This is a genomic window from Streptomyces sp. G7(2002) (genome assembly GCF_028870195.1).
In the GTDB taxonomy this organism is placed as follows: domain Bacteria; phylum Actinomycetota; class Actinomycetes; order Streptomycetales; family Streptomycetaceae; genus Streptomyces; species Streptomyces nigrescens.
Genome location: NZ_CP102609.1, coordinates 9,019,450 through 9,045,622 on the forward strand (window position 1 = coordinate 9,019,450; position 26,173 = coordinate 9,045,622).

The window sequence follows — 26,173 nt, forward strand, 5'->3', positions numbered from 1 at the left end:
CGGGACGGCGGTGGTGTGCGAAGGGGGAGCGGTGCTGCGTGGGGAGAGGCGTGGTGGTGCTGGTGCCACCTCGGGAACGGGCACCAGAGTGATCGACCGTGGGTCGCGGGACGCCGAGGATTCTTGCCGTGGCAGCGCACTCCGCGCGCCGACAGGAGGATCGATGTCCGCGTTCAGAACACCACGGTGGCCGAGGGCCGCGCTGTCGGGAATGGCAGCGGCCGCGTTGCTGTCGGCCGTGCTGCCCACCGCGTCGCCGGCCCGGGCGGCGGACCGCTCCGGGCCGCCGGTACCGGCCCGCTACGCCCACCAGCGGCTCAACTGGCAGCCCTGCGCGGCGAAACCGTCCCTGGAGTGCGCGCGCATGACCGTGCCGCGCGACTGGCATCACCCGGGTGCCGGGGCGGACCTCAGCGTCGCGGTCTCCCGACACCGCGCGGCCGACCCCGCCCGGCGGCGCGGGGTACTGATGATGGCGGCGGGCGGCCCGGGGGCCTCAGGTCTGACCCGGCCCGCGGACTTCGCCGCCCGCTCGCCCGCCGTGGGAGCCGCGTACGACGTGGTCGGCTTTGACCAGCGCGGCGTCGGCAGCAGCACGCCCGTACGGTGCCAGACCGACGCCGAGTTCCAGGACTTCTACGCCCATGACTTCCGCGACCGTTCGCCCGCGGCGCTGCGCGGCGTCCTCGACCGATCCCGGCAGCTCGTCGCCGGCTGTCTGCGGCGCAGCGGCGATCTGATTCCCTGGCTGACCACCGAGCAGGCGGTGCGTGACATGGATCTGTTCCGTGCCCTGCTCGGCGTGCGCAAGATCTCCTATTACGGGCCCTCCTACGCCACCTGGCTCGGTGCGTACTACGCGACCGAGTTCCCGCAGCGCGTCGAGCGCGCCGTACTGGACAGCAACCTGGACTTCAGCGGCACCTGGCAGGACGTCGAAGGAGGCCAGCCGAGAAGCTTCCAGCGCCGCTTCGAGCAGGACTTCCTGCCCTGGATCGCCCGTTACGACGCCACGTACCACTACGGGCGCACCGCGACCGAGGCGAAGGCGCGGTGGGAGGCGCGCCGCCGTGCCCTGCGCGACCATCCGCTGACCGTCGGCTCCCTGACGATCGGGCCCAACCAGCTCGACAACGCCACGCTCCAGAACATCTACAACGCAGGGCAGCAGTTCCCGCAACTGGCGTCCGCGCTCAGCGCCCTGGACCACTGGCCGTCCGCCACACCGGCCGAGCGCACCCTGGCCGGGAAGGTCTTCGGGAACTATCTGTCCCCAGGGTTCGCCGCCGCCTTCTTCTCGGTGACCTGCAACGACACCCCGTGGCGTCGTGACCTCGGGCACTGGATCCGGCGCAGCGCCGAGGACACCGCGGCCCATCCGCTCGCCGGGGCGCGTGAACTCGCCTACGCGGCGACCTGCGCGTCCTGGCCGGTGCCCGCCGCTCCCCGCGTACGGGTCACCGGCAAGGGGCTGCCGACCACGCTGATGCTCAACTCGGTGCACGATCCCGCCACGTACTACGAAGGTGCGCTCGCGGCACACCGTGCGCTGCGCGGTTCGCGGCTGGTCACCGTGACGGGGGGCGGCGATCACGGCCAGTATCAGAACGGCAATGCGTGTGTGGACGGCATCGTGAACGCCTATCTCCTCGACGGGGCCGCTCCGGAGCACGATGTGGCCTGCGCGGCCGGCCCGCTGCCGGTGCCGCCGGGGCGCGGGTAGCCGACGGCCCCGTCCGTGGGTGGCCGACGGCCGGGGCCGTGGACGGGGCGTGGACGGTTGTCGAGGGGGGCCGTGGACGGACCGTCGAGGGGCCGTCGAGGGGCGGGCCCCGGATCAGGCCCCGGATCAGGCCCGTCGGACGAGGAGTTCGGTGTTGCGGTCCGCCGGGGTGCCCGCCATGACTTCGTGGACCGCGCCCGTCATACCGGCGAGGCCGGGGGCGTTGTAGGACAGCTCGCGGTAGAGGGACGCGAGGCCGACGGCCGACAGGTCGTCGAAGTCCGTGCGGTGGGGCGCCGCGGACTCGATGAGGGTGGTGAACAGGGACAGCGTCCCGTCGTGGTTGTCGACGAGTTCGATGACCCGGGCATGCTGCGGATAGTCCACATGCGAGGCGGTGTTGACCTCCCAGAAGGAGCGGGCGGCCGTCGGGTGGGCGTGCGGCGTGATGCGATTGACGTGGCTGTGGCCGTTGATCCACGCGACCACGTTCGGGAACCGGCTCAGCAGGGCGATGACCTCCTCGCCGTCGTGCCGCTTCTCCTCCGCGCGCGCCGCGTCGGGCCGCCGGGTCATGCTCGGGCTGTGGTGGTGGCTGAACACCAGGATGTGTGCGTCATCGGCGCCGGCATTGCGCACCAGCCGGCCGTCCTCGTCGTAATGGCGGGAGCTGTGGGCCGCCAACGTCCGCTCCAGCCACTGGAGTTGCTCGGTTCCCAGCGATCCCTCGTAGTGGCCGCTGCGGTAGGTGGTGTCGATGCTGATGCCGATGACACCCTCCGCGACGGGGAAGGAGTAGTACATCCGGTCGCCGTCGAGGTGGTTGTCGGTGTAGCCGTGGCCGACGGGTCCCGCTCCCGCGAAGGCCGGGTTCAGGTGGGCCCGCAGATACTCGTGCGGTGTGGCCATGCGCCGCCGCTCGTCGGGGGTCACGGTCCGTGCCCGGCCGGCGTTGCGGGCGAGGATGTCCTTGAGCACCGTGCTCTTGGGGTCGTCGCCGGAATCCAGCACCTTCTTGAACGCGGCCACATCGGCGTCCGGTACGGAGAACAGCTTGCGCGCCCCGGTGATGTACTCCGTCAGCACCGGGTCCTGCGGGGCCAGACAGCCGCCCGGCAGGTCGTCGTGGTTGCCGGGCGTCGAGTACCAGGGCATGCGCAGACCGGGGCTGACGACCGGGCGCATCGCGGCTTCGAGGTAGCCGGGTATCGACGGCAGCCCGCGCTTCTTGTCCTGGTCGCGCAGCCCGTCGTCCGGATGCCAGTACAGCGCGAGACCGGAGTTCTGTACGCCTTCGAAGGACGTCGGGTCTCCGGTGTTGGGGGTGATGCGGCCGCCGCTCATGAGGGTGAGGAACCACTCCAGCTCCACCATGGAGTGGTTGTCGATGTTGTCGCCCGTGGACATGACGAACGCTGGCGGACGGCCCGTGTGCGGACCGCCGCCGAGCGCGTTGGCCTGCTCCACCAGCGAGACCGAACCGGCCACCGACAGCGCCTCCTGGGCCCGCCACGATCCCGGCGAACCGGCGCGCAGGAACTCGGTGCGCAACGGGCTCTGGACGTCGACCACATGGAGGTCGGTGAACTGGACGAAGCACGCCAGGGCGGTCCGCCGGTCCTGGCGTCCGGCCGACGCGGCGGCGAGTTCACCCCGGACGACCAGGGGCCAGCCCGGGCCGGAGGTGAGGCGGCGGTAGCCCCCGCTGCCGACGAGGCGCGCCGTGGTGTCCAGCGTGGTGGCGCCGTGCGGTGCCGCGCGGCGTACGGCCGGGCGGGCCGGCGTGGTGCGGTTCAGGGTCTGCGTGTGTCCGGCGCCCGGCGCCGCGCTGCTGCTGTGCCGGCCCGGCAGTGCCCATGCGGCACCGGCTCCGGCGACGGCGGCACCGGAAGTGAAGAGGAAACTACGACGGTTGGTGGGGATCTGGGTCATACCGGCCATCAGGCCCTCCGTGCCGAGGCCGAGAGGCCGGCCACAGCGGTGTCACCAAGCGGAATGTCTCATTCCGGAGCTTGGGCGGCGTGCGTGGCCGGTAGCTGAACGAACCCGTAACGCGGTACACCCATTGCCTGTCGGTTACCGTCCGCCGCTCGGCCGACCGTGACGACCAGCACACCCCGGTCCCAAGTCGCCCCCATGGCCGTGCCATGTCCGGTACATCTGTCGGAGGAAAACCGGCGGGAAACCTGCCGCCCGCCGACGGTGACGGCGACGCGGGGCAGGTCTCCCGGCCCGTACGGTCCACCCGTCTCCACCCGGCAGGAGAGCCCATGCCCCGCAGCGCCGCCCCGATCCGGATCACGTCCTACGGCGCCCGCTGGGGTGCCCCGCCCCGGCACGACACCGGCGCCCTCGTACTGGACGTCCGCGACCGGATGTGGGACCCGGCCGACACCGCGGTCACCGCGCCGCTGGTCGCGCTGACGGGGCTGCACCCCGAGGTCCGCGACTATGTCCTGTCCGCCCCGGACGCCCGCGAGACCGTCGAGCGCACCGGCCGTCAGCTGCTCGCCCTGCACCGGGCCGCCACCGACGAGGAAATTCACCTCTACGTCGCCTGCTGGTACGGCCGCCACCGAGCCCCGGCCATCGCCCGCGCCGTCGCCGACTGGCTCGCCGAGCGCGGGACCGCCGCCGACGTCGAACACCGCGATATGGCCCGCCCCCTGATCCACCGCGAGCCCGCCAGACAACTGGAGGCCTGCGCCTTCTGCCGTATCGCCGCCGGCACGGAGCCCGTCCCGCTCGTCCGTGACTGGCCGGATGCCTTCGCGATCGTTCCCCGCCGCCCGGTCACCCCCGGACACCTGCTGGTCATTCCGCGCCGCCATGTCCGGGACGCGACGACCGACCCGGCCGTCACCGCCGCGGTGATGCAGCGCACGGCCGAACTGGGCGCGGAACTCACGGGGGATCTGAACATCATCACCGCGGCCGGCCCGGCGGCGACACAGACGGTCTTCCACGCCCATGTCCATCTGGTCCCCCGGCGCACCGACGACGGACTGCCGCTGCCCTGGACCCCTCAGCGGCAGTGACCTCCGTCCCGCCGGCCTGACCCGGCTGCCGGAGCACGACGCGGCCGGGCCGGCCGGCGCCGACGGGGTGTGCGCCCTGCTTGACGGGCGCCGACGGGGGGTGCGCCCTGCTCGACGGGCGTCGGCCCGCGGCCCGGTGCCAGCCTCCGTATTCCGCTCTGCGAGCCGCAGCGGTTCGGCGGCCCCGGGCCTGTGCATTGCGCTCTACGAGCCGCAGGTCCTACGGCCCGGCGCCGGTCTCCGTATCCCGCCCTATGGGCCGCATAGGTCCCGCGGCTCGGCGCCGGCCTCGGCATTCCGCCCTATGAGCCGGAGGGGTCCCGCGGCTCGGTGCCGGTCTCCGCCTTCCGCTCTACGAGCCGGAGGGGTCCCGCGGTCTGCGCCGGCCCCGGCATTCCGCCCTATGAGTCGCGCAGATCTCGCGGCTTGCAGACGGGCTCGACGGGAAGATCCGATCGGGGCCGGGGCCGCGGCCGGGACCGGATCACCACTCCGACGGCTCTCCTCCGCCCGCGGAACCGGCCGAGCGGCGTCCCGCGTCGGACGGGGCCGGGCGATGGCCCAGGTTGAGGGCGGTGCCGAGATCGACGGACGGGTCGAGAGCGGCGTCGACGCGGACGTGGAGCAGCGGACCGCCGCCGGTGAAGCCGGTGGTGCCGAGTGCCGCGTTGAGCTTGGCGGCGGCGGCCTCGGTGACCGTGATTCCGGTGTCCATCCGCAACCTCGCGGCATCGGTGTCGACGGAGGCGGCGATTCCGGGCCGGGTGAAGGTGCCCACGGTCATTTTCGGGCCGCGGTCCAGCCGGGCGCGGAGCGCGCCCTGGCCGAGGTCGACGCTGAAGCCGGTGACCTTGACGACCTTGTTGGTCCTGCGGTTGATCAGCGCGATCCCGGAGTCGGCGAACCGCAGCTCGCCCCCGACCTTGCCGCCGCTGTTGGTGACCGCGCCGCCCTTGATGCCCAGGCTGATGCCACCGGAGTCGTGGTGCGGAGTGACCGTGCCCTGGGCGTCGACGTTCGCGATCACCACCCCGTGCGCCTTGAGCGCGGCGAGAAGGGCGGGGGGAGTGGCGAAGCGGGCCGAGCCGCCCTCGACGGGAACCTCGGTGTGTCCGGCCGGGCGGGCCGGGGCGAACCGGCCGTCCGCGGGTGGGTCGGTGGCGGAGGGCTGTGCCGGAGCCGGGGCGGCGGCGAGAAGAGCGGTGGTGAGCGCCAGAACGGCAGCTGTGGCGAGATGGCGAGCGCGCATGCGTTGTCCCTTTCTCCGGTGCGACCGAGGGCCGGAAACGGGTGCCGGGAGACCGGCTACCGGCCGACGGGAACCGGCTGACGGCACACCCGAATCGTGATCATCTCGTCACTCTACGTGCTCGACGCCCGATGTCGCGGCTGCTGCTGGTGCCACTGGGCCAGGAGCCTGAAATCGAGGTCACCATCGACGGCTCGGGCCTCGCCCAGGGGGGCGGCCGTACGGTTCAAGGACACCGCCGTCGCGGGGCCGGTCACCGTCAAGAGCCCGACCCAGATCGTCGCCGCGGTACCGTCCCGGCTCCCCGCCCCGAAGGCGGTGGACGTCACCGTGACGGTCGGTGTGGCCACGTCGCTCACCGGCCTGGCCGACGAATGCACGTACGCGGGCGGAGCCTTTCTGCCGTGCGCAGCAACGGGGATCGTCTCCCCGCGCCCATCCGGCAGAGGCACTAACCATCAAGGGAGTTGACCGTCCGGGAAAACGGCTGCAGGGCTATGGCCTCCTCGGTCACCCGTCGGTAACTTGTCCCTGGCCCGTCGGTGGTGCCCCTGCCGGGCGGCCGCTCGCCGGACGAAGCCGGCGAGCACACCCGACGAAGCAGGCAGATGACGTGCAGCCGCTCTTACGTTCCCTGTGCCGCGCCCTGGCGATGTGCCTCGTACTGACAGGGGTCGCCGTCCCCGGCGCGACCGCGGCCCCCGCCCAGCCGGAAGCTTCCGCGCAGGGACCGTCGGCCGCTGGGAAAGCCGCCGAGGCTTGGACCGCTCCGCTCTCCACCAGAGGCCGCTACATCGTCGACGCCGACGGCAGGCGATTCCGGCTGAAGTCCGCCAACTGGGACGGGGCGCAGGGCTCCTGGAACGGCTCGGGCGACATCAACGACCCGGCGGCTCACCACAGCGGTCAGAATTCCCACGGCATACCCCTCGGCCTCGACCGCGTGGGCATCGCCGCACTGCTGGAGGACTTCCGCGCGCTGGGCCTCAACAGCATCCGGCTGCCGTTCTCCAACGAGATGATCCATTCCACGGCCCGCGTGCCCGATGCCGCGGTCGCCGCCAACCCACAGCTCCGCGGCAGGACGCCACTGCAGGTCTTCGACGCCGTGGTGGCGGCCCTGACCGCGGGCGGCTTCGCGGTGATCCTCAACAACCACACCAACACCACCCGATGGTGCTGCGGCCTCGACGGCAACGAGCGGTGGAACAGCCGCCAGTCCACGCGGCAATGGGCCGATGACTGGGTCTTCATGGCCCGCCGCTACCAGCACAACAGCCGTGTCGTGGGGGCAGACCTCTACAACGAGGTGCGCCGTGACGTCCTGGACGACCCCAACTGGGGCCTGGGCGACCGCCATGACTGGCAGGCCGCCGCACAGGAGGCGGCCGACCGGATCCTGACCGAGGCCAACCCCCGTCTCCTCATCGTCATCGAGGGCATCAACTGGACCGGCCTGCCGGTGGACGGCCTGCCGCACGGCCGCCCCACCCTCGCCCCGGTCCGTACGCTCTCGCACACCCTCGTCACCTCCGGGAAACTCGTCTACTCGGCCCACTTCTACGGCTATACCGGCCCGCACCACAGCGGCGCCACAGGGGTGGGGGAGACCAGCGACCCCCGCTACCAGGACCTGACCCGCGACCAGCTCCGCGCCGTACTGCGCGACCAGGCGTTCTACGTCTCCGCGGAGACCGGCCGGCACTTCACCGCACCCCTGTGGATCAGCGAATTCGGTACCGGCTCCGAGGAGTCGGGCCAGGCCGCCCGCGCCTGGTTCGGCAACCTCACCGACTACCTTGCCGACACCGACACGGACTTCGCCTACTGGCCGCTCGTCGGCTGGAGCACCGATGGCCAGGGCCGGCCGGCCGGGGACAACTGGGCCCTGCTGCGTTACGACAACGCCGGGCGCCGCACCGGAGTCCTCGACGGCGACGACTGGCGGGCCCCCGCCTGGCACCGGCTCATGAGCGCCCCGCAAAAGACGGGACCGGTGCCCATGACCCCCGCCTGGCATCTGCTCACCACCGACCACCGCGACTTCGTCCAGTCCCTGAGCGCCCGGTCCCTCGGCGACTGGGACAGCGGAGCGCGCAAAGCGGCCTGCCCTGACGGTGAACGGCTCATCGGCATCAGCCACACCCGAGGACGCGGGCTGTGCACCGACGCCCCCACGGCCCGCGATCTGCGCGCACCCGGCAGCGTCCCGACCGTGGTGCGGGACGAGCGGTATGTCCCCGCCGGCGGTGACTGGGCTCCCGGCTACAGCAAACTCCAGTGTCCCGACGGGCAGTTCCTCACCGGCTACAGCCTGCGCGGCGAGAAGGTCTCCGCCGCATTGTGCACACCGGCCCGCACCGCTCTCGGCACGAGCGGGAGCCCCCTCTGGTTCGACCGCGGAGACAACCGCCCGCCCGGCGACCCCGGCGGCGACTTCGCCCACGGCCACTTCAAAGGACAGTGCCCCTCCCACTCCTATGCGGCAGGCCTCGCCTACACCAGCCGCCTCGGACACCAGGGCCGCCCCGACGCCCTGCTCTGCCGGTCCCTGACCTGAGGAGGATCGGAGTCGACGACCTGAGAAAGAACGGAGTCGACGACCCGAGGAAGAAACGGAGTTGACGACCTGAGGAGGAAACGGAGTCGACTCGGAGGGCAGGCCGGGGTATCAAGGGACGCCGCCCAAGAAGCCGACCTGATGCGGAGGCGCCCATGTGCGCGCGCAAGATGCACGCCGACGAGGCGGACATCGACGTCCCTCTCGTGCGCCGCCTGCTCGCTGCGCAGTTTGCCCGGTGGGCGGACCTGCCCGTCACGGCGGTCGACTCCGCCGGCACGTCCAACGCCATGTTCCGGCTCGGCGACGACATGGTCGTACGGCTCCCGCGCATCGAGGGGGCCGCCCAGGACGTGGCGAAGGAGCACCGCTGGCTGCCACGGCTCGCCCCCTCGCTCCCGGTTGCCGTACCCGGACCGTTGGGCAAGGGCACGCCCGCCGAGGACTACCCCTGGCCCTGGTCGGTCTACGGCTGGCTCGACGGGGAGACACCGGCCGTCGGCCGTCTCGCGGCACCCCGCTCGCTCGCAGCGGATCTGGCAGAGTTCGTCACCGCGCTCCACCGGATCGACCCCGCGGACGGGCCTCCGTCCTACCGCGGCCGGCCCCTGGAGACACGGGACGGAACGACGCGCGCCACGGTGGCGGCGCTGGACGGCATCATCGACGCCGACGCGGCGATCGCCGGCTGGGAGGCGGCCCTGCAGGCGCCCGCATGGCCCGGCCCGGCCGTGTGGATCCACGCGGACCTGCAGCCCGGGAATCTGCTGACCGTCCGCGGACGGCTCGCCGCCGTCATCGACTTCGGATGCCTCGGCCTCGGCGATCCCGCCGTCGACATGATCGTGGCCTGGTACCTGCTGCCCGCCGACGCGCGCGGCGTCTTCCGTACGGCCGTGGGGGCCGATGACGCGACATGGGCCCGCGGCCGCGGCTGGGCGCTGTCGATCGCCCTCGACGAGCTCCGCTACTACCGCGAGACCAACCCGGTGATGGCGGCCATCGCCCGGCATGTCATCGAGGAAGTCCGCACCGAGCAGGCGCATACCGCCGCCTGACCCGGATCATCGGCGGGCGGACGGACGGACGGACGGGCGGACGGGCGGACGGGCGGGCGGACGGACGGGCGGCGCAGCCCGTAGCTGCCGCGGGCACGTGCCGGTCCGGTGGGCCGGCGGCCCGGCAGCACCAGGACACGGGGGCGGACCCGCCCATGCGAGGGTGACGGCTTCGGCCGCAGGTGACCCTTGCCCGCACTGATCGTTCTCAGGTGGTGAAACGCATCGTCACCACCTCGCTCCTTGCCCTGACCTGCCTGGTCCCGGCCGCTCCGGCGCAGGCCGACGGCCCCGAACGGATGCCACAGGTGGCAGGCCAGGGCCTGGTGTCCGCCTACCAGGCCCTGAACTATGACACCTCCGTCCGGCTCAGGGACGGGCGCGGCGCGGGCCGCCATGTGCTGTGGCCGGCGCGCTGGAAGGTCTGCGCGCAGAGCCCGGCGGCAGGCACACCTCTGCAGGGCAGGCCTGCCACGCTCACCGTGGTCAAGACCCATGAGGATTGCCCGGCCTGACCATGCGGGACCCGCAGCGCCGCCTGGTCAGCCGCGCGGGATACGGCCCTTGCTCTGCATGGCGGTGCGGACGCGCTCCTCGGCGAGGCGGCGGCCGGCGGCGTGCGGGGTGATGTCCTGTTGCCGGGCCTCGTCCAGGACCGTCACCGTGTTGGCCCGCAGCCTCGCCGAGACCGACTCGAAGATGCCCGACGTGCCGGGCCGGAACCCGGAGTAGCGGGCATCCATCGCGAAGGCGGCCGCGACCACGCCGCCGGCGTTGGCCACGAAGTCGGGGAGCACGGTGATCCCGCGCTCGGCGAGAATGCTCCGGGCGTCCGCCGAGGTCGGCAGATTCGCGCCTTCCACGATGAGCTTCGCCTTGATCTCGTGCGCGGTGCCACGAGTGATGACGTCCTGCAGCGCGGCAGGCACCAAGATGTCGCAGTCCACGGTGAGTTCGGCGCCTGAGGGGAGCGCGGTACCGGCGGAGTGGCGGGTGACGAAGTGGTCGCCGTGCTCGTCCCGCGCCGCCAGCAGAGCGCCGACGTCGAGACCGCTGGGGTCGTACCGCACGCCGTGGGCGGTGGACACCGCCACGATGGTGGCACCGAGCTCAGCGAACCGCTGGGCGGCGGCGCTGCCGACCGCACCGAAGCCCTGCAGGGCGACCCGGGATCCGGCCAGCGGCAGCCCCTGGTGCCGTGCCGCGGCGTCGGCCGCCTCCGCCACGCCGTAGCCGGTGACCCCGAGCTTGTCGTAGGCCACCCCGCCGAGATGCTCGGGAGTGCCGACGGCGGCGCCGCGGTCGCCCAGCTCGTCCTGGATGATGGCGGCATCACTTTCGGTCAGGCCCATGTCGAGCCCCATCACATACTCGCGGGGCACCTCGTTGGACAGTGCGCGGGCGAAGGCGCGCAGCACCGCTTCCTTGTCGCGGGCGGCCGGATCGGCGACGATGCCGGCCTTGGCGCCGCCGTAGAAGAGGTCGACAGCGGCCCACTTCCACGTCATGACACGGGCCAGCCGGGAGACCTCCTCCACGGTCACACCGGGGCTCATCCGGGTTCCGCCCTTGCCGATGCCGCGGGCGGTGTTGTCGATCACCAGGACGCCCTTCATGCCGGTGCGCCGGTGGGAGACGACGACGGTCTTCTCGGGGCCCCACTCGTCGACGAGAGAGAGTGCATCAGTCACGGGTGTGTTCCTTCTCGGTAGGAAGCGGAGGAAAGCCGGAACGGGCAGAGGGGTCGGCCGGGGGAAGTGCCCGGGCGATCAGCTGGGCGAGATGGGTGCCGCTGCGCGGGGTCTGCTGAGCGATCTGGGTGCGGCAGCTGAAGCCGTCCGCCAGGATCTGGGTCTCCGCGGGGGCCGAGCGCACCGCGGGGAGCAGAACCTGTTCGCCCGCGGCGACGGAGACGTCGTAGTGGCCGCGCTCGAAGCCGAAGTTGCCGGCGAGACCGCAGCAGCCGGAATCGAGCGCGGTGTTGTCGATGCCCATGCGGTCCAGCAGGGCGCTGTCGGCACTGAAGCCGGAGGTGGCGTGCTGGTGGCAGTGGGTCTGGCTGAGCGAGCGGGCCTCGATCCGCGGGGGCTGCCAGCCGGGGGCGTGGTGGACGAGGAGTTCGGCGAGGGTGAGTGTGGCGCGGGAGAGGGCACGGGCGTCCTCGTCGCCGTCGAGGAGTTCGGGGAGATCGGTCTTGAGGGCCGCCGTGCAGCTCGGCTCCAGTCCCACGACGGGGAGGCCGGCGCCGACGGCGGGGGCCAGGGCGGCCGCGGTGCGCCGGGCGATCCGGCGGGCCGTGCCGAGCTGTCCGGTGGTGATCCAGGTGAGCCCGCAGCACTGGGTGCCGTCCGGGACCTGCACCCGGAAACCGGCGTCCTCCAGCACGGCCACACCGGCCTGGAGGACCTCGGGGCTGAAGTGGTTGTTGAAGGAGTCGACCCACAGCATGACCGGGCCGAGCCGGCCGTCGCCCCGGGGCGTACGGCGGCGGAACCAGGCCAGGAAGGTCTGCTCGGCGAAGCGGGGAAGTTCCCGCTGCGCGGCGATCCCGCCGAGGCGTTTGACGGCCGGGGCCAGCCGGGAGGAGGTGAGCGCGTTGACCAGCCCGGGGGCCCGGGCGGCCAGTCGTGACAGCAGCGGCAGCCAGCCCATGGTGTAGTGCGAGGCGGGCCGGAGCCGTCCCTTGTAGTGGTGGTGCAGGAACTCCGACTTGTAGGTGGCCACGTCCACCCCGACGGGGCAGTCGGCGCTGCACCCCTTGCAGGACAGGCACAGATCGAGGGCGTCGCGGACTTCGGTGGAACGCCAGCCGTCGGTGATCACTTCGCCCTGCGTCATCTCGTAGAGCAGTCGTGCGCGGCCGCGGGTGGAGTCCTTCTCGTCCCGGGTGACGCGGTAGCTGGGGCACATGACATCGCCGCGGGGGCCGGTGGAGCGGCATTTGCCGACGCCGACACAACGGCGGGTGGCCTTGGCGAAGTCCCCGTCGTCGGCATGGAAGGGGAAGACGGTGGCCAGGGGCAGCGGGGCACGGTGCGGGCTGACACGCAGATTTCCGTCGACCGGCAGCGGCTGGACGATCATTCCGGGGTTGAGGCCGTTGTCGGGGTCCCAGATGCTCTTGAACTCCTCGAACAGGGCGATGACGTCCGGGCCGTACATCAGCGGCAGCAGCGCGGAGCGGGCCTGTCCGTCGCCGTGTTCACCGGACAGTGAGCCACCGTGGGCGGCGACCAGCCGGGCGGCGTCGGTGAGGAAGGCGCGGAAGACGGCGGTGCCCTGTTCGGTGCTGAAGTCGAAGTTGATACGGACGTGCAGACAGCCTTCGCCGAAGTGTCCGTAGACGGCGCCCTGCAGCCGGTGGTGGTCCAGCAGTTCGGTGAACTTGCGGAGGTAGGAGCCCAGTTGGTCGGGCGGGACGGCCGCGTCCTCCCATCCGGGCCAGGCCTCGGCCCCGTCGGGCATACGGGTGGCCAGCCCCGCTCCGTCCTCGCGGATCCGCCACAGCGTGCGGGCGCGCGCGGGATCGGTGATGACTTCACTGCCGGTGCATCCCGCGGTCTGGCGCGCGGTCTCGGCCAGCGCCTCGGCCTGCTCGGGCAGCTCTTCCGCGGTGCCCCCGAGTTCGGCGAACAGCCAGGCCCGTGCGGCCGGCAGGGTGTCGATGGCGGCCCTGGTCGCGGGCCGGGTGACGATATCGGTCAGCGCGTGGTCGAGCCCTTCCAGCGCCAGCGGCTGATGTTTCAGCAGCGCGGGTACCGCGTCGGCCGCGGCACAGGCGTCCGAGAACCCGAGGACGACCAGGGCGCGTGCGGGGGGAGGGGTCAGGAGACGGACGGTCGCCGAGAGGACGACGGCCAGTGTGCCCTCGCTGCCGACCAGGGCTCTGGCGAGGTTGAAGCGCCGCTCGGGCAGCAGCTGTTCCAGTGCGTAGCCCGAGACCTGCCGTGGGAACCGCCCCAGCTTGGTGCGCAGCGCCGCCAGATTGCGCTGGGCGAGACGGTGCAGGGACGCGATCAGCTCTGCGCGGTCGTCTCCCGCGGCAATGGCCTCGTCGATCTCCTCCGCGGTCATCTCGCCGAGCCGGACCACCGTGCCGCGGTAGGTGACCACTTCGAGTTCCAGGATGTTGTCCGCGGTGCGTCCCCAGGCGAGGGAGTGTGATCCGCACGCATTGTTGCCGATCATGCCGCCCAGGGTGCAGCGGCTGTGGGTGGAGGGATCGGCGCCGAACAGCAGGCCGTGGGGGGCGGCGGCCTGCTGCAGATCGTCCAGCACGATGCCGGGCTCGACGGTCGCGGTCCGGGCCTGCGGGTCCAGCGCCAGCAGCCGGTTGAAGTACCGGGAGAAGTCGAGCACCACGCCCGGTCCGACGGCCTGCCCGGAGGTGCTGGTGCCCGCTCCGCGGGCGGTGACCGGCACGCCCAGACGGCGGCAGACGTCGAGTGTGTTGCGGATGTGCCGCCGCTCGCCGGGGAAGACGACGGCCAGCGGGACCTGGCGGTAGTTGGAGGCATCGGATGCGTACTGTGCCCGGCGGCCGGCGTCGGCGGCGACCTCGCCGCAGTCCCCCGCGCCGAGGGCTTCGGCCACCGCTGCCGCGTCGAGGCTGCCGAGACCCTGCGCTGTTGTGGTCACCGTGCTTGCTCCTTTGTGCTCACCGGTCACGTTCGGCCTGGTGAGACCACGATGTGGGCCGGCTGGGGCACGGGACAAGGCCCAGCAGGACGAAAGAATTGACGCTTGAGGGCAATGGATGCTTATGCTCGGCCTCCCGCCTCTCTGGGAGCCCGCGTTGCTGAAACCACTGCATCTGCTCACGCTGAAGGCCGTCGTCCGCAGCGAATCGTTCGCCCTCGCGGCCCGCGACCTCGGCTACACCGCGTCCGCCATCTCGCAGCAGATCTCCGCCCTGGAGAAGGAGACCGGGCTGGTGCTGTTCGAGCGGGAGGCGCACGGCATCCGTCCCACCGCCGCCGCCCACCGTCTGGTCGACCTCAGCACCCATGTGCTGGCCGCCATGGACGATCTGGACCACCAGGTGCAGGAGCTCGCCACCGGCGCCACCGGCCGGCTGCGGCTGGGCAGCTTTCCCACGGCCGATGTCCGGCTGGTGCCCGCGGCGCTGTCCGCCCTCGTCGAGACCCATCCGCGTGCGCAGATCCAGCTGGAGGAAGCCGAGCCGGAAGAGCTCATCACCGCGCTCAGCCACGGTGATCTGGACGTCGCGCTGGTCTACGAGTACGGGCTCAGCCCCCGGCAGTGGCCGGCGGGACTGACCCGCCATCACCTGCTGCGGGAGGACCTCGTCCTGCTCAGGGCCCGGGGCAGCGGCCTGGGCGCGCAGCTGCCCCAGCTGTCCTCGGCCCGCTGGATCACCAGCCGGGAGGACACCGCCGGGGCGCGGTCGTTCGTCCGGCTGTGCGCGGCCGCGGGCTTCGAGGCCGCCGTTGCCTTCCGCAGCAACAACTACGCCGTGGTGCGGGAGCTGGTGTCCGCCGGCCTCGGCGTGGCCGTGGTCCCGGCGCTCGGGCACCTGCCCAGCGAGGGCGTCGAAGCCACCCGGCTCACCCAGCGCTCCGCCCACCGTCAGGTGATGGCGCTGCACCGCAGTGAGAACAGCAACCCGCTGCTCCCGGCTGTGCTCAGCTGTCTGCGCCGGGCGGTGCCGTCCGGTGAGCCGTATCTGCATCCGGCGCGGTCCGACTGACGGTCCGGACGGAGGCGGGCTCCGCCCCTCCCGGGGAGGAGGGAGGGACGGAGCGCCGGCAGGGGCGGCCGACCGCCCGTCACGGGACGGGCGCGGGATCGGCCTCGTCGGAATCGGACATGTCGTCCAGGGTGTCGAGATCCACCGAGCCTCCGGGCATGACCTGGCGGGTGCGCCGGTAGCCGTACGCGGCGTAGATGACCAGGCCGACGAGCAGCCAGCAGCCGAGCCGCACCCAGGTCTCCCACTGGAGGAACGACATCAGCCAGAGGGAGAAGACGATGCCGAGGACGGGCACCACCGGCATGCCCGGACACCGGAAGCCGCGCTTGAGATGCGGCTTCTTGTAGCGCAGCACCAATACGGAGGCGGAGACCACTACGAACGCCAGCAGCACGCCGATATTGGTGAGTTCGGCGACGGCGTTGATGGGCAGCACACCCGCCAGCACGGCGGACACCGCACCGATCAGCCAGGTGGCGCGGTGCGGAACCTTGCGCTTGGGGTGGATGGCACCGAACCAGGCGGGCATCAGGCCGTCGCGGCTGAGGGCGTACCAGAGACGGGAGGCGCCCATCATGAAGGAGAAGGTCACGGTGACGATGCCGATGACCGCGCCGACGGCGATCACATTGGCCAGCCCGCTGAGCCCCACGCTCTGGAACGCGCTGGAGATACCGCTCTTCGGATTGATCTCGCTGTAGTGCTGCATACCGGTGAGCACCACGCAGACCAGCACATACAGCACCATGGAGACCGCCAGCGACAGCATCATCGCCTTCGGCAGCTTGCGCCGTGCCTCCAGTGACTCCTCCGCGGCGGTGCTCAGCGCGTCATAGCCGAAGACGGCGAAGAAGACGGTCGCCGCCCCGGTGAACGCCCCGCCGAGACCGAACGGCGCGAAGGGCTGCAGATTGTTGCTGTCGACCTTGGTGAAGCCGACCACGATCACCAGCAGCACGATCGCGATCTTGACGATGGTCAGCACCGTCTCCACCCGGGCCGAGGTACGGGTGCCACGGGTCAGCAGCCAGGCCACACCGAGGCAGATCGCCACCGCGAGCAGGTCGATCTTGTGGCCGGCGCCGGTGCCGGGAGCGCCCAGGGCCCAGGTCGGCAGATGGATGCCGACGGCTTCCAGGAGGAATCCCAGGTAGCCCGACATCCCGATCGCCACGACGGCGACGATGGCGGTGTACTCCAGGAGCAGGTCCCAGCCGACGATCCAGCCCACGACCTCCCCGAGCACCGCGGCACAGTAGGTGTAGGACGAGCCGGCCTTCGGCACCATGCCGGCGAACTCGGCGTAGGCGAAGGCCGCGCAGAGCGACGCGGCGCCGGCCACGAGGAACGAGATGAGGACGGCGGGGCCGGCGACGTCCCGGGCGACGGCCGCGGCCAGACTGAAGATGCCGGCCCCGATGATGGCGCCGATGCCGATCATCGTCAGCTGGGTCAGGCCCAGGGTGCGCACCATGCGCGCACCGGTGGGCTGTTCATGGGGGAGTGTGCGCCGGAAGACCCCCTTGGGGCCTCTTCCCAGCAAGGCGGGGAGTGCGGACTTCGAGGTGTGATGGGGGGACATCGATCGCTCCCTGTCAGGCAGCGGCGGCACGACGGGCCACCGTCGTGGCGTGGGTCACCACTGGCCTGAAACCATCACTCAGGTTCCTCCCCGGCAAAAGAGACCGCAGCGCGACAACTTGCGGTGCTGAGGGTAAGGAACACTGGCGCAGCTGCGTCGCAGCACGAGGAGATCGGGCTCTGGTGTAGACGGCATCTTGTTCCCCGGGGCAGGGCAACCCGCCCCGGGGGAAAGGCTGTTGCGCGCGGGGCGGCGGCTAGTCGGACGGATCGTGGCGGGCCCCGGACACCGCCCGCAGGACGTCGACCAGAGCCGTCACCGTGGGCCGGTGCTCGACGGAGGAACGGAACATCACCACGATGTGCCGCTCGATCCGCTCCCGCAGCCGCACCACGTCCAGGCGTGACGCCCGCAGGCCGAGCATCAGATCCGTCACCGTGCTCACCCCGATCCCCGCCTCGACGAGCGCCAGTGTGGCCGCGGTATCGGTCACCTCGTGCTGGACCCGCGGTTCGACCCCCGCCCGCCGGCAGGCGGTGCGCACCGCGCGCCCGTAGTAACTGTCCGCCGACGGCAGGATCCAGCCCAGCTCCTGGGTCTCCGCCAGGCCGATCACCTCGCGACCCGCCATCGATCCGGCCGGTACCGCCAGCGAGAACCGCTCGCGGTAGAGCCGCCGCACCCGCAGGGTGGGCTCGCGCGGAATCGGCACATCCGGGTAGTCCAGCCCGAGCGCCAGATCCACCGCGCCGGACGCGACGGCGTCATGTACCTCGTCCACATCCATATCGCGGCTCTGTACCGTCAGCCCGGGATGGGCCCGCCGGGCCTCCTGCAGGGCCGGCGGCAGCAGCTCGGCGGCCGCGGTGGCGAACAGCCCCACCTGCAGGACGCCGGAGATCTCGTGCCGGGTGCGCTCCAGGGCCTCGACGGCTTCCGCCTCCGTGGACAGGATCCGCTCCGCGTGACGTGACAGCGTCCGCCCGGCGTCGGTCAGCTCCACCCGCCGCCCGACCCGCCGCAGCAGCTCCATGCCCGCGGCCTTCTCCAGCGCGGCGATCTGCTGAGAGACCCCGCCGGGCGTGTATCCAAGGGCCTGTGCCGCCGCGGTGATCGTGCCGCGCCTGGTCAGCTCCACCAAGGACCGCAGCTGGGCACTCGTCCAGTCCATATAGAGATCGTAATAGATCAGACGCACTAACTGTTCGTAGACGTCAACGGTTGGGTTGCTGCACGATGACGGGCAGCTAGCTGATCAGCTCTTCTCGCCATGCACTGACAGCCCAGCCGATGTGCCGGACGGACGCCCACCGGCACCGGCCCGGGCCTCTGGAAGGGATCGGCCTCTTGTCCATGTCATCCACCTCCCGCACCGTCCCGCCCACGGCCGACGTGGTGATCGTCGGCGGCGGTGTGATGGGCACCAGCATCGCGTTCCACCTGGCCGAGGCCGGGGTGCACAACATCGTCGTCGTCGAGCGCGGCGAACTGGGCAGCGGCAGTTCGGGCAAGCCGATCGGCGGCGTGCGGGCGCAGTTCTCCGACCCGCTCAACATCGCGCTGGGCAGCCGGAGTCTGCGCGCCTGGCAGGACTTCCCGCGGCGGCCCGGCGCCGACATCCGGCTGGACAGCGTCGGTTATCTCTTCCTGCTCACCAGCGACCAGCAGGCCACGGATTTCGAGACCGGCGTCCACATCCAGAACAGCTTCGGCGTCCCCAGCCGCATGATCGGCCCCCGCGAGGCACGGCAGCTGTGCCCCTATGTCAGCACCGAGGGGCTGGTGGCCGCCGCCTACTCGCCGACCGACGGCCATGCCCGGCCCGGACTGGCGGTCCAGGGCTATGCGCGTGCCGCCGCGCGGGCGGGGGTCGTCTTCGCTCCGCACACCGCCGTCACCGGTATCGACACCACCGGCGACCGGGTCACGGCCGTCCACACCGACCATGGCCGGATCTCCTGCTCCACGGTCATCTGCGCCGCGGGCGCCTGGTCCGCACGGATCGGCGAGATGGCGGGCGTCCACCTCCCGGTCCGCCCGGTGCGCCGCCAGCTCGCCTTCACGGCGCCGCTCGCACCGCCCGCCCCGCGCATCCCCTTCACCATCGACTTCGCCTCCACGGCCTACTTCCACAACAGCGACGACGGACTGCTCTTCGGCCTCGCCGATCCCGCCCAGGCCGACGGCTTCGACACCACCTGGACCCCGGACTGGCTCGAACTCTTCCGTGCCGCCGCCCGGCGCAGGGCCCCCGCCCTCGCCGACATGGAGACCCACGACGGCTGGGCCGGACTGTACGAGGTCACCCCGGACCACAACGCACTGATCGGACGCTCCGGCACGCTGTCCAACTTCCTGTACGCCACCGGGTTTTCCGGCCATGGCTTCCTCCAGGCCCCCGCGGTCGGCGAGATCATGCGCGACCTCCACCTCGACCGGACCCCGTTCGTGGACGTCACCCCGCTCAGCGCCGACCGGTTCACGACCGGTGCCGAGACCCGCCCCGAAGCACACGTGGTGTGAGTTCCCCCGACCGAAAGGCAGACCCGTCGATGTTCAGCCAGTGGCAACTGCGCGCCGCCTTCGCGCGGCGGCTCTCCGACATGTACGGGCGGGAGGTCCCCGCCTACACCACGCTCGTGGACGTCTCACACGAGGTCAATGAGGAGGTGCTGCGCGAGCAGGGCGCCGACGCCGAACGCCTGGGCTCCATCGGCCGGGTGACCGCGGAACGGCACGGCGCCATCCGGGTCGGCACCCCCGAGGAACTCCAGCAGGTCGCCCGCGTCTTCGGCGCCCTGGGCATGCACCCGGTCGGCTTCTACGACCTGCGGGAGGCCGCCGCCAGCGCGATCCCCGTCGTGTCGACCGCCTTCCGCCCCGTCGACGGCGAGGAGCTGGCACGGAACCCGTTCCGTGTCTTCACCTCCATGCTCACCCCGGCGGACCCCCGGTTCTTCGACCCCGACCTGCGCGCCCGCCTGGAAAACTTCCTCGCCGGGCGGCAGCTGTTCCCCCCGGAGCTGCTGGCCCTCGCCGACCGCGCGGAAGCCGCCGGGGAGCTGTCCGACACGGACGCCGAACGGTTCCTCCACCTCGCCGTGCAGGTCTTCGAACTGTCCCCGGAGCCGGTCGACAAGGCGTGGTACGAAACCCTGGAACAGGTCTCCGCCGTCGCCGCGGACATCGGCGGCGTACGCAGCACCCACATCAACCACCTCACGCCCCGCGTCCTCGACATCGACGCGCTCTACCGGCGGATGACCGAGCGCGGCATCGAGATGATCGACACCATTCAGGGCCCGCCCCGGTGGAAGGGCCCCGATGTCCTGCTGCGCCAGACCTCGTTCCGTGCCCTCGCCGAGCCCCGCGCCCTGCGCACCCCGGACGGCAGTGTGATCAGCGGAGCCCTGCGGGTGCGCTTCGGTGAGGTCGAAGCCCGCGGGATCGCCCTCACCCGCCAGGGCCGGGCCCGTTACGACGCACTGCTCGCCCGCGTAGACGAACTGGCCGCCCGCGACCCGCAGGCCGACCGGGCAGATGTCGCCCGCGCCCTGTGGGCGGCGGAACTCCCCGACACCGAGCAGGCCCTCGCCGCCCAGGGCCTGGCGCACTTCACCTATCACGTCGTGCCCGACCGGCCGGCCGACGGCAGCCGCCCGCCCGCCGGCCTCGACGAGCTGCTGTCACAGGGCTGGGTCCGTGCCGAACCCCTCGTCTACGAGGACTTCCTGCCGCGCTCCGCGGCCGGCATCTTCCAGTCCAACCTCAGCGACGAAGGCTCCAGGCACCACGACCGCACCGGCATCGCCTACGACAGCGCATGGCTCTCCGGCGCCATCGGCCGTGAGGTCCTGGACCCCTTCGACCTCTACGAGGAGCAGCAGAACCGCTCCCTCGGGCGGGTCGCCCGCGAACTCGCCCTGGACGGCCTGCCCGGCTGACCCGGCCGATCCGTCACCCCACCCCTCCCCACCCAAGGAGCATCATGACCGGCACCGCCCTCCCCACCACCGAGGACCTGCGCACCCGCGCCCGCACCAGCCTCGCCCGCGTCGGCGTCACCGTCGTGGAAGGCGGCGATTTCCACGCCCGCAGCCCCATCACCGGCGAAGACCTCTTCGGTCTGCGGGCCGCCACCGCCGCCGACACCGAGGACGCCCTCGTCGCCTCCCGCGAGGCGTTCCTCACCTGGCGCACCACCCCGGCACCCCGCCGCGGCGAACTCGTCCGCCGCCTGGGGGAGTTGCTGCGTGAGCACAAGAGCGATCTGGCCGACCTCATCACCATCGAAGCGGGCAAGATCCGCTCCGAGGCGCTCGGTGAGGTCCAGGAAATGATCGACATCTGCGACTTCGCCGTCGGTCTGTCCCGCCAGCTCTACGGCCGGACGATCGCCTCCGAGCGCCCCGGCCACCGCCTCGCCGAAACCTGGCACCCCCTCGGCGTGGTCGGGGTGATCTCGGCGTTCAACTTCCCCGCCGCCGTCTGGTCGTGGAACACCGCCGTCGCCCTGGCCTGCGGCGACACCGTGATCTGGAAGCCCTCCGAGCTCACCTCGCTGATCTCGCTCGCCTGCGACCGGCTGCTGGACCGGGCCGCCGAAGAGGTCGGTGCCCCGCGGGATGTGCACCGCCTGCTGCTGGGCGACCGCACCGTCGGCGAAAAGCTCGTGGACGACCCCCGGGTCGCGCTGGTCAGCGCCACCGGTTCGACCCGCATGGGACGCGAGGTCGGCCCCCGCGTCGCGGCCCGCTTCGGCCGCACTCTGCTGGAACTCGGCGGCAACAACGCCGCCGTCGTCGCCCCCTCCGCCGACCTCGACCTCGCCGTCCAGGGCATCGTCTTCGCGGCGGCCGGCACCGCGGGGCAGCGCTGCACCACCCTGCGCCGTCTCATCGTCCACCAGGACATCGCCGACACCCTCATCACCCGTCTGACCGCCGCCTACCAGAAGCTCCCCATCGGCGACCCCTTCGACGAGACCACCCTGGTCGGGCCCCTCATCACTCCGCAGGCCCTGGACACCATGCAGGACGCCCTCACCCGCGCACAGGCGGAGGGCGGCAAGATTCTGGCCGGCGGCAACCGGCGCCTCACCGACGCCGCGCCGCGGGCCAGTTACGTCGAACCGGTCATCGTCCGCGTCGACGAACAGACCGATGTCGTCCGCGAGGAGACCTTCGCCCCCATCCTGTACGTGCAGACCTACGAGACTCTGAACCAGGCCATCGCCCTGCACAACGACGTCCCGCAGGGCCTGTCGTCCAGCATCTTCACCCGGGACCAGCAGGAGGCCGAGCTCTTCCTGTCGGCGGAGGGCTCCGACTGCGGTATCGCCAACGTCAACATCGGTACCTCCGGCGCCGAGATCGGCGGCGCCTTCGGCGGTGAGAAGGAGACCGGTGGCGGCCGCGAGTCCGGCTCCGACGCCTGGCGCGCCTACATGCGCTCCGCCACCAACACCATCAACTACTCCAGCCGCCTCGCCCTCGCCCAGAACGTCAGCTTCCTTTAAACACCGACCGCTTGACGGCCCGTCATCCGCGTGAGCGGAACCCGCGCCCCCGCCCTGCTTCCGAGCCGGGGCGGGGGTTCGCCATGTCACCGGGGCCTCGCCGTCCGGGTCCGGCAGCGGTCACGAGCGCCGGAGAGTGCCCGGATACCGGGCACCAACTGCCGTTTTTCGACAAACACCGCTCCGCGCGGGGACATCCGTTGACGCCGTGGGTGCCACGGTGTGATGGTACGGCGGCCTGGGTCATGGACATGTCGTCTCCAGCCGTGCGCGAGCCCCACCTCGTCGGCGCCGGCCGGATGACACGACGCTGCCACGGCCCGGTGCTCCACCAGAACCTCCGCCGGTAGTACTCCCTACCCCCTCAAGGAGCCATGGTGCTACGAAGACTCGCGGTGGCCGGGGTATCCCTCGCCGCCACCATCGGAGCGGCCGCGCTGGCCGTTGCCCCCACCGCCACGGCGGCCCCCCGGACCCACCCGCCCGCCTACGCGATATCGGCCGGACAGACCGTGAGCAGCGCTCCCGGCACACCGGCCAACGCTCCCACCGCCGGCAGCACTTCTGCCGCCGACGCCCCGGACATCGATGTGGCCAAGGTCCAGGCCCATCTCACCGAGCTGAACAACATCGCCACCCGCAACGGCGGCAACCGCAAGTCCAGCGGACAGGGCTACCGGGACTCCGTCGCCTACGTCAAGAACAAGCTCCAGGCGGCCGGCTACACCGTCACCGAACAGCCCTGCACCTCCGGCTGCGCGAGCGGGGCCGGTCCGAACGTGATCGCCGAATGGCCGCAGGGCGACGCCACCAAGGTCTATATGTTCGGCTCCCACCTCGACGGCGTCGGCGCGGGCCCGGGCATCAACGACAACGGCTCCGGCTCGGCCGCGCTGCTGGAGACCGCACTCACCCTCGCGGAACAGCACCCCGCCATGGCCGCCCGGGTCCGCTTCGGCTGGTGGACGGACGAGGAACAGGGCCTCAACGGCTCCGACTTCTACGTCGGTTCGCTCTCCTCCGCCGAGCGGTCGAAGATCAAGGCGTACTACAACTTCGACATGATCGCCTCGACCAACGGCGGCTACTTCATCAACCACGTCACCTCCACCGCCGCCCAGCCGATGAAGGCGTACTGGGACTCCCTCGGCCTCCAGCCCGAGGAGAACACCGAGGGCGCCGGCCGCTCCGACGACTACTCCTTCGAGCAGGCCGGCATCCCGACCTCCGGATACGCCATGGGCGCCGGCGCCAGGAAGACATCGGCGCAGGCCGCAAAGTGGGGCGGCACCGCCAACCGCTCCTACGACCCCTGCTACCACCAGTCCTGCGACACCACCGGCAACATCAACGCCACCGGACTGAACCGCAGCGTCGACGGCATCGCCTACACCCTGTGGAACCTCGCCGTCACCAACTCCACCCCGGCGAACGACTTCTCCCTGGCCGCCAGCCCGGCCAACGGCAGCGTCGACCCGGGGGCTTCGGCCACCGCCACCGTCTCCACCGCGACCACCAGCGGATCCGCCCAGACGGTGAAGCTGACGGCCGCGGGCGCGCCGGCCGGGGTGACCGTCTCCTTCAACCCCGCCTCGGTGACCTCCGGCAACAGCTCCACCATGACCGTCGCCACGGCCGCGAGCACCGCACCGGGCACCTACCCCCTCACGATCACCGGCACCGGGTCCGTCACCCACACCACGACCTACACCCTGACCGTCAGGGGAACCGGCGGCTGCACCGGCCAACAGCTCCTCACCAACGGCGGATTCGAGAGCGGCACCACACCCTGGACGGGTGACACCGGGGCGATCGGCGCCCACGCCGGCCAGTCCGCCCACAGCGGCAGCAGATTCGCCTGGCTCGGCGGCTACGGCTCCTCCGCCACCGATTCCCTCAGCCAGTCGGTGACCGTCCCCGCCGGCTGCGGCAAGGCCACCCTGAGCTACTGGCTGCACATCGACACCAATGAGACCGAGCGCGTCGTGTACGACACCTTCAAGGTCAAGGTGGGCAGCACCACCCTGACGACCCTCTCCAACACCGACGCGTCGAGCGGCTACACCCAGCGCACCGTGGACCTGAGTCCCTACATCGGACAACGGATCACCCTGACGTTCACCGCCACCGAGGACGCCAGCCTCCAGACCAGCTTCGTCGTCGACGACGCGACACTGCAGACCGGCTGACCTGGCGGCACCGGAGGGACGAGTCCTGGCCTGACCCCTCTCGCCCCTCCGGTGCCCCTTACGGCAGATCACCGTCCGGTACCGCGGTGGGGAACGGAGCGGCCGGGCGTGCGAAAGGGGTCAGGCCGTCGGGTAGCACGGAGTGGTGTAGTGACCCCGGTCGCCGGTGGGCGTCCAGCCGCCGGTGCCGTGGTCCGGATCGGCGAGGGTGAAGCCGTTCTCGCGCAGTTGCTCGCGGAGTGCGACGGCGGGGAAGCCGGTGCCGTCGGGGGTGTCCTCGACGGGCCACAGGGTGACGAGCAGAGCCTCCGTGTCGCCCGTATCGGGCTCATGGTCGAGGCTGGCGACTTCAAGGTGCCAGCGACCGTTCCGCACGAAGGCTTCCGCGCGGAACATCGCTCGTACCGTCCGGGGGGTCTGATGGGTCTCGGTCATACGAGGTGAGCTCCTGTCGTGGGGCAGGGGAGTGTGAGGCGTGCTGTGATGATGCCGGTGGGCCCTGGAGCGCCGCGGGACCTGCACCGTCCGCGCGGCGTGATGCCCTCAGAAGTTGCGCCACCGGGCCATGGTGAACGAGAAGAGGCCGAACAGGGCGAGGCCCGCCGCGATCGCGGCGAGCAGCCAGGGACCGGCCGGGGTGTCCGCGAAGGAGCGGAGCGTGTCGTCCATGCCTTTGGCCCTGCCGGGGTCGTAGGTCACCGCGGCCTTGACGACGAATACCCCGGCGACCGCGAACACCCCACCGCGCGCGAGACCACCGGATATGCCGAGCACCTCCACACCGCGCCGCAGCCGGGGCGACATTCCGCCCCCGTTGAGATGCTTGCGGAACTTACGGAGGACGGCGCGCACCGCGATCCAGGCCCCGGCGACGGCAATGCCCGCTCCCGCGGCCGCCACCAGCCAGGGGCCGCCGGGCAGGCCCAGCGCCTGGGCCGTGGCATCCCGGGACTGCTGGTCACTCGCCCCGCTACCGCTGCCCTGCTTCCCCGCGGCGAAGGAGACCACGGAGAACGACACCACGGCGTAGAACACGAAACGGGCCAACGACAGCAGCCGTGTACCGGCCTTGTGCCCGTCGGGCCCGGCCGCGCCGAACCCCGCCTCGGACAGGCGCCACAGCGCCATCCCCGCCAGGCCCAGACCGAGTGCCCAGATCAGCAGGCTGCCGAACGGCCTGGCCGCGAGCTCTGCCAGCGCCCCGCCCCGGTCGGCCTGCTCACCGGAGTCACCGAACGCGATCCGCAGCGCCAGCACACCCACGAGGAGGTAGATCACGCCCCGAGCCACGAAACCACCACGTGCCGCGGCCCGGACCGCGGAGCTGCGGGCCGCACGGTGGGCGGTGCCTCGTCCGATATGGGGTACCGCGGTCGTCGTGTGCATGCGTTGCCTCCAGAGGCTATTCCCGCCGTCGAGGGTGCACTCCGTTTGCCCCTGGCCGCAGAGCGGAAACCACCGGGCCCGTCGCCGCCCGTCGCCCTCAGCCGGTGTGCGTACGGCACCGTCATCCACTCGTCCCCGAGGGTGCCGCTCTGCCCCA

General features: G+C 71.6%; 18 protein-coding genes. 10 read left to right on the top strand and 8 right to left on the bottom strand.

Annotated elements, in window-relative coordinates; all coding sequences use genetic code 11:
• Positions 1-163 precede the first annotated feature (163 nt).
• Positions 164-1,723 carry an alpha/beta hydrolase gene (locus tag NUT86_RS38945; RefSeq protein WP_274740133.1) on the top strand — a complete coding sequence of 520 codons (1,560 nt, stop codon included), beginning with the start codon at positions 164-166 and terminating at the stop codon, positions 1,721-1,723.
• Between the two features lie 126 nt (positions 1,724-1,849).
• Here NUT86_RS38945 and NUT86_RS38950 read toward each other — a convergent pair whose 3' ends face one another.
• Positions 1,850-3,664: a TIGR03767 family metallophosphoesterase gene (locus tag NUT86_RS38950; RefSeq protein WP_274740135.1), complete on the bottom strand. Its 1,815-nt coding sequence runs from the start codon at positions 3,662-3,664 to the stop codon at positions 1,850-1,852.
• A 329-nt stretch (positions 3,665-3,993) separates the two neighbouring features.
• Between NUT86_RS38950 and NUT86_RS38955 the strand changes: the two genes are divergently transcribed.
• Positions 3,994-4,761: a RapZ C-terminal domain-containing protein gene (locus tag NUT86_RS38955; RefSeq protein ID WP_018091535.1), complete on the top strand. Its 768-nt coding sequence runs from the start codon at positions 3,994-3,996 to the stop codon at positions 4,759-4,761.
• A 484-nt stretch (positions 4,762-5,245) separates the two neighbouring features.
• Here the strand turns inward: NUT86_RS38955 and NUT86_RS38960 are convergent, their stop codons facing one another.
• Positions 5,246-6,010, bottom strand: a complete 765-nt coding sequence (locus tag NUT86_RS38960) for a hypothetical protein (RefSeq protein ID WP_274740137.1) — start codon at positions 6,008-6,010, stop codon at positions 5,246-5,248.
• Positions 6,011-6,662: 652 nt separating this feature from the next.
• On the opposite strand from NUT86_RS38960, the gene NUT86_RS38965 reads away from it, so the two are divergent.
• The 3 genes from NUT86_RS38965 to NUT86_RS38975 all read left to right on the top strand — a co-directional run bounded on the left by NUT86_RS38965 (position 6,663) and on the right by NUT86_RS38975 (position 10,143).
• Positions 6,663-8,570 carry a glycoside hydrolase family 5 protein gene (locus NUT86_RS38965; RefSeq protein WP_274740750.1) on the top strand — a complete coding sequence of 636 codons (1,908 nt, stop codon included), beginning with the start codon at positions 6,663-6,665 and terminating at the stop codon, positions 8,568-8,570.
• A 155-nt stretch (positions 8,571-8,725) separates the two neighbouring features.
• Positions 8,726-9,628: an aminoglycoside phosphotransferase family protein gene (locus NUT86_RS38970; RefSeq protein WP_274740139.1), complete on the top strand. Its 903-nt coding sequence runs from the start codon at positions 8,726-8,728 to the stop codon at positions 9,626-9,628.
• A gap of 212 nt (positions 9,629-9,840) precedes the next feature.
• Positions 9,841-10,143, top strand: coding sequence for a hypothetical protein (locus NUT86_RS38975; protein ID WP_274740141.1), 303 nt, complete (start codon positions 9,841-9,843; stop codon positions 10,141-10,143).
• A 27-nt stretch (positions 10,144-10,170) separates the two neighbouring features.
• Here NUT86_RS38975 and NUT86_RS38980 read toward each other — a convergent pair whose 3' ends face one another.
• Together NUT86_RS38980 and NUT86_RS38985 are read right to left on the bottom strand one after the other, a co-directional pair.
• Positions 10,171-11,319 carry a Glu/Leu/Phe/Val family dehydrogenase gene (locus NUT86_RS38980; protein WP_018091529.1) on the bottom strand — a complete coding sequence of 383 codons (1,149 nt, stop codon included), beginning with the start codon at positions 11,317-11,319 and terminating at the stop codon, positions 10,171-10,173.
• Positions 11,312-14,266, bottom strand: a complete 2,955-nt coding sequence (locus tag NUT86_RS38985) for an FAD-binding and (Fe-S)-binding domain-containing protein (RefSeq protein WP_274740143.1) — start codon at positions 14,264-14,266, stop codon at positions 11,312-11,314. Before NUT86_RS38985 ends, NUT86_RS38980 begins: the two co-directional genes overlap by 8 nt.
• A 157-nt stretch (positions 14,267-14,423) precedes the next feature.
• Here NUT86_RS38985 and NUT86_RS38990 point away from each other — a divergent pair, with 157 nt between their 5' ends.
• A complete protein-coding gene (locus NUT86_RS38990) occupies positions 14,424-15,338 on the top strand; it encodes a LysR family transcriptional regulator (protein ID WP_037742567.1) in 915 nt (304 codons plus the stop codon).
• 79 nt (positions 15,339-15,417) lie between these two features.
• Here NUT86_RS38990 and NUT86_RS38995 read toward each other — a convergent pair whose 3' ends face one another.
• Together NUT86_RS38995 and NUT86_RS39000 are read right to left on the bottom strand one after the other, a co-directional pair.
• Entirely contained in the window at positions 15,418-16,815 is a 1,398-nt protein-coding gene (locus NUT86_RS38995; protein ID WP_018091526.1) for an amino acid permease, read from the bottom strand.
• 364 nt (positions 16,816-17,179) lie between these two features.
• On the bottom strand, positions 17,180-18,094 hold the full coding sequence (locus tag NUT86_RS39000) for a LysR family transcriptional regulator (protein ID WP_274740147.1): 915 nt from the start codon (positions 18,092-18,094) through the stop codon (positions 17,180-17,182).
• A gap of 182 nt (positions 18,095-18,276) precedes the next feature.
• Between NUT86_RS39000 and NUT86_RS39005 the strand changes: the two genes are divergently transcribed.
• From NUT86_RS39005 to NUT86_RS39020, 4 genes are all read left to right on the top strand, one after another.
• On the top strand, positions 18,277-19,446 hold the full coding sequence (locus tag NUT86_RS39005) for an NAD(P)/FAD-dependent oxidoreductase (RefSeq protein ID WP_274740148.1): 1,170 nt from the start codon (positions 18,277-18,279) through the stop codon (positions 19,444-19,446).
• 29 nt (positions 19,447-19,475) lie between these two features.
• Positions 19,476-20,867 carry a 2-oxoadipate dioxygenase/decarboxylase gene (gene hglS, locus NUT86_RS39010; protein ID WP_159483766.1) on the top strand — a complete coding sequence of 464 codons (1,392 nt, stop codon included), beginning with the start codon at positions 19,476-19,478 and terminating at the stop codon, positions 20,865-20,867.
• A gap of 44 nt (positions 20,868-20,911) precedes the next feature.
• A complete protein-coding gene (gene amaB / locus NUT86_RS39015) occupies positions 20,912-22,441 on the top strand; it encodes an L-piperidine-6-carboxylate dehydrogenase (protein WP_266440242.1) in 1,530 nt (509 codons plus the stop codon).
• A gap of 377 nt (positions 22,442-22,818) precedes the next feature.
• Positions 22,819-24,630: a M28 family peptidase gene (locus tag NUT86_RS39020; protein ID WP_446750849.1), complete on the top strand. Its 1,812-nt coding sequence runs from the start codon at positions 22,819-22,821 to the stop codon at positions 24,628-24,630.
• Positions 24,631-24,750: 120 nt separating this feature from the next.
• Here NUT86_RS39020 and NUT86_RS39025 read toward each other — a convergent pair whose 3' ends face one another.
• The gene (locus NUT86_RS39025; protein ID WP_159483762.1) at positions 24,751-25,065 is read right to left on the bottom strand and encodes a hypothetical protein; all 315 of its coding nucleotides are present in this window, start codon (positions 25,063-25,065) and stop codon (positions 24,751-24,753) included.
• Between the two features lie 108 nt (positions 25,066-25,173).
• Entirely contained in the window at positions 25,174-26,016 is an 843-nt protein-coding gene (locus NUT86_RS39030; protein ID WP_148593056.1) for a DUF1206 domain-containing protein, read from the bottom strand.
• Between the last annotated feature and the right edge of the window lie 157 nt (positions 26,017-26,173).

Bases quoted from the DNA above. Each gene is read 5' to 3' on its own strand.
- NUT86_RS38945 (WP_274740133.1), top strand. From the start codon at position 164: ATGTCCGCGTTCAGAACACCACGGTGGCCGAGGGCCGCGCTGTCGGGA.
- NUT86_RS38950 (WP_274740135.1), bottom strand. From the start codon at position 3,664: ATGGCCGGTATGACCCAGATCCCCACCAACCGTCGTAGTTTCCTCTTC.
- NUT86_RS38955 (WP_018091535.1), top strand. From the start codon at position 3,994: ATGCCCCGCAGCGCCGCCCCGATCCGGATCACGTCCTACGGCGCCCGC.
- NUT86_RS38960 (WP_274740137.1), bottom strand. From the start codon at position 6,010: ATGCGCGCTCGCCATCTCGCCACAGCTGCCGTTCTGGCGCTCACCACC.
- NUT86_RS38965 (WP_274740750.1), top strand. From the start codon at position 6,663: ATGTGCCTCGTACTGACAGGGGTCGCCGTCCCCGGCGCGACCGCGGCC.
- NUT86_RS38970 (WP_274740139.1), top strand. From the start codon at position 8,726: ATGTGCGCGCGCAAGATGCACGCCGACGAGGCGGACATCGACGTCCCT.
- NUT86_RS38995 (WP_018091526.1), bottom strand. From the start codon at position 16,815: ATGGTGCGCACCCTGGGCCTGACCCAGCTGACGATGATCGGCATCGGC.
- NUT86_RS39000 (WP_274740147.1), bottom strand. From the start codon at position 18,094: ATGGACTGGACGAGTGCCCAGCTGCGGTCCTTGGTGGAGCTGACCAGG.
- NUT86_RS39005 (WP_274740148.1), top strand. From the start codon at position 18,277: ATGTCATCCACCTCCCGCACCGTCCCGCCCACGGCCGACGTGGTGATC.
- hglS (WP_159483766.1), top strand. From the start codon at position 19,476: ATGTTCAGCCAGTGGCAACTGCGCGCCGCCTTCGCGCGGCGGCTCTCC.
- amaB (WP_266440242.1), top strand. From the start codon at position 20,912: ATGACCGGCACCGCCCTCCCCACCACCGAGGACCTGCGCACCCGCGCC.
- NUT86_RS39025 (WP_159483762.1), bottom strand. From the start codon at position 25,065: ATGACCGAGACCCATCAGACCCCCCGGACGGTACGAGCGATGTTCCGC.
- NUT86_RS39030 (WP_148593056.1), bottom strand. From the start codon at position 26,016: ATGCACACGACGACCGCGGTACCCCATATCGGACGAGGCACCGCCCAC.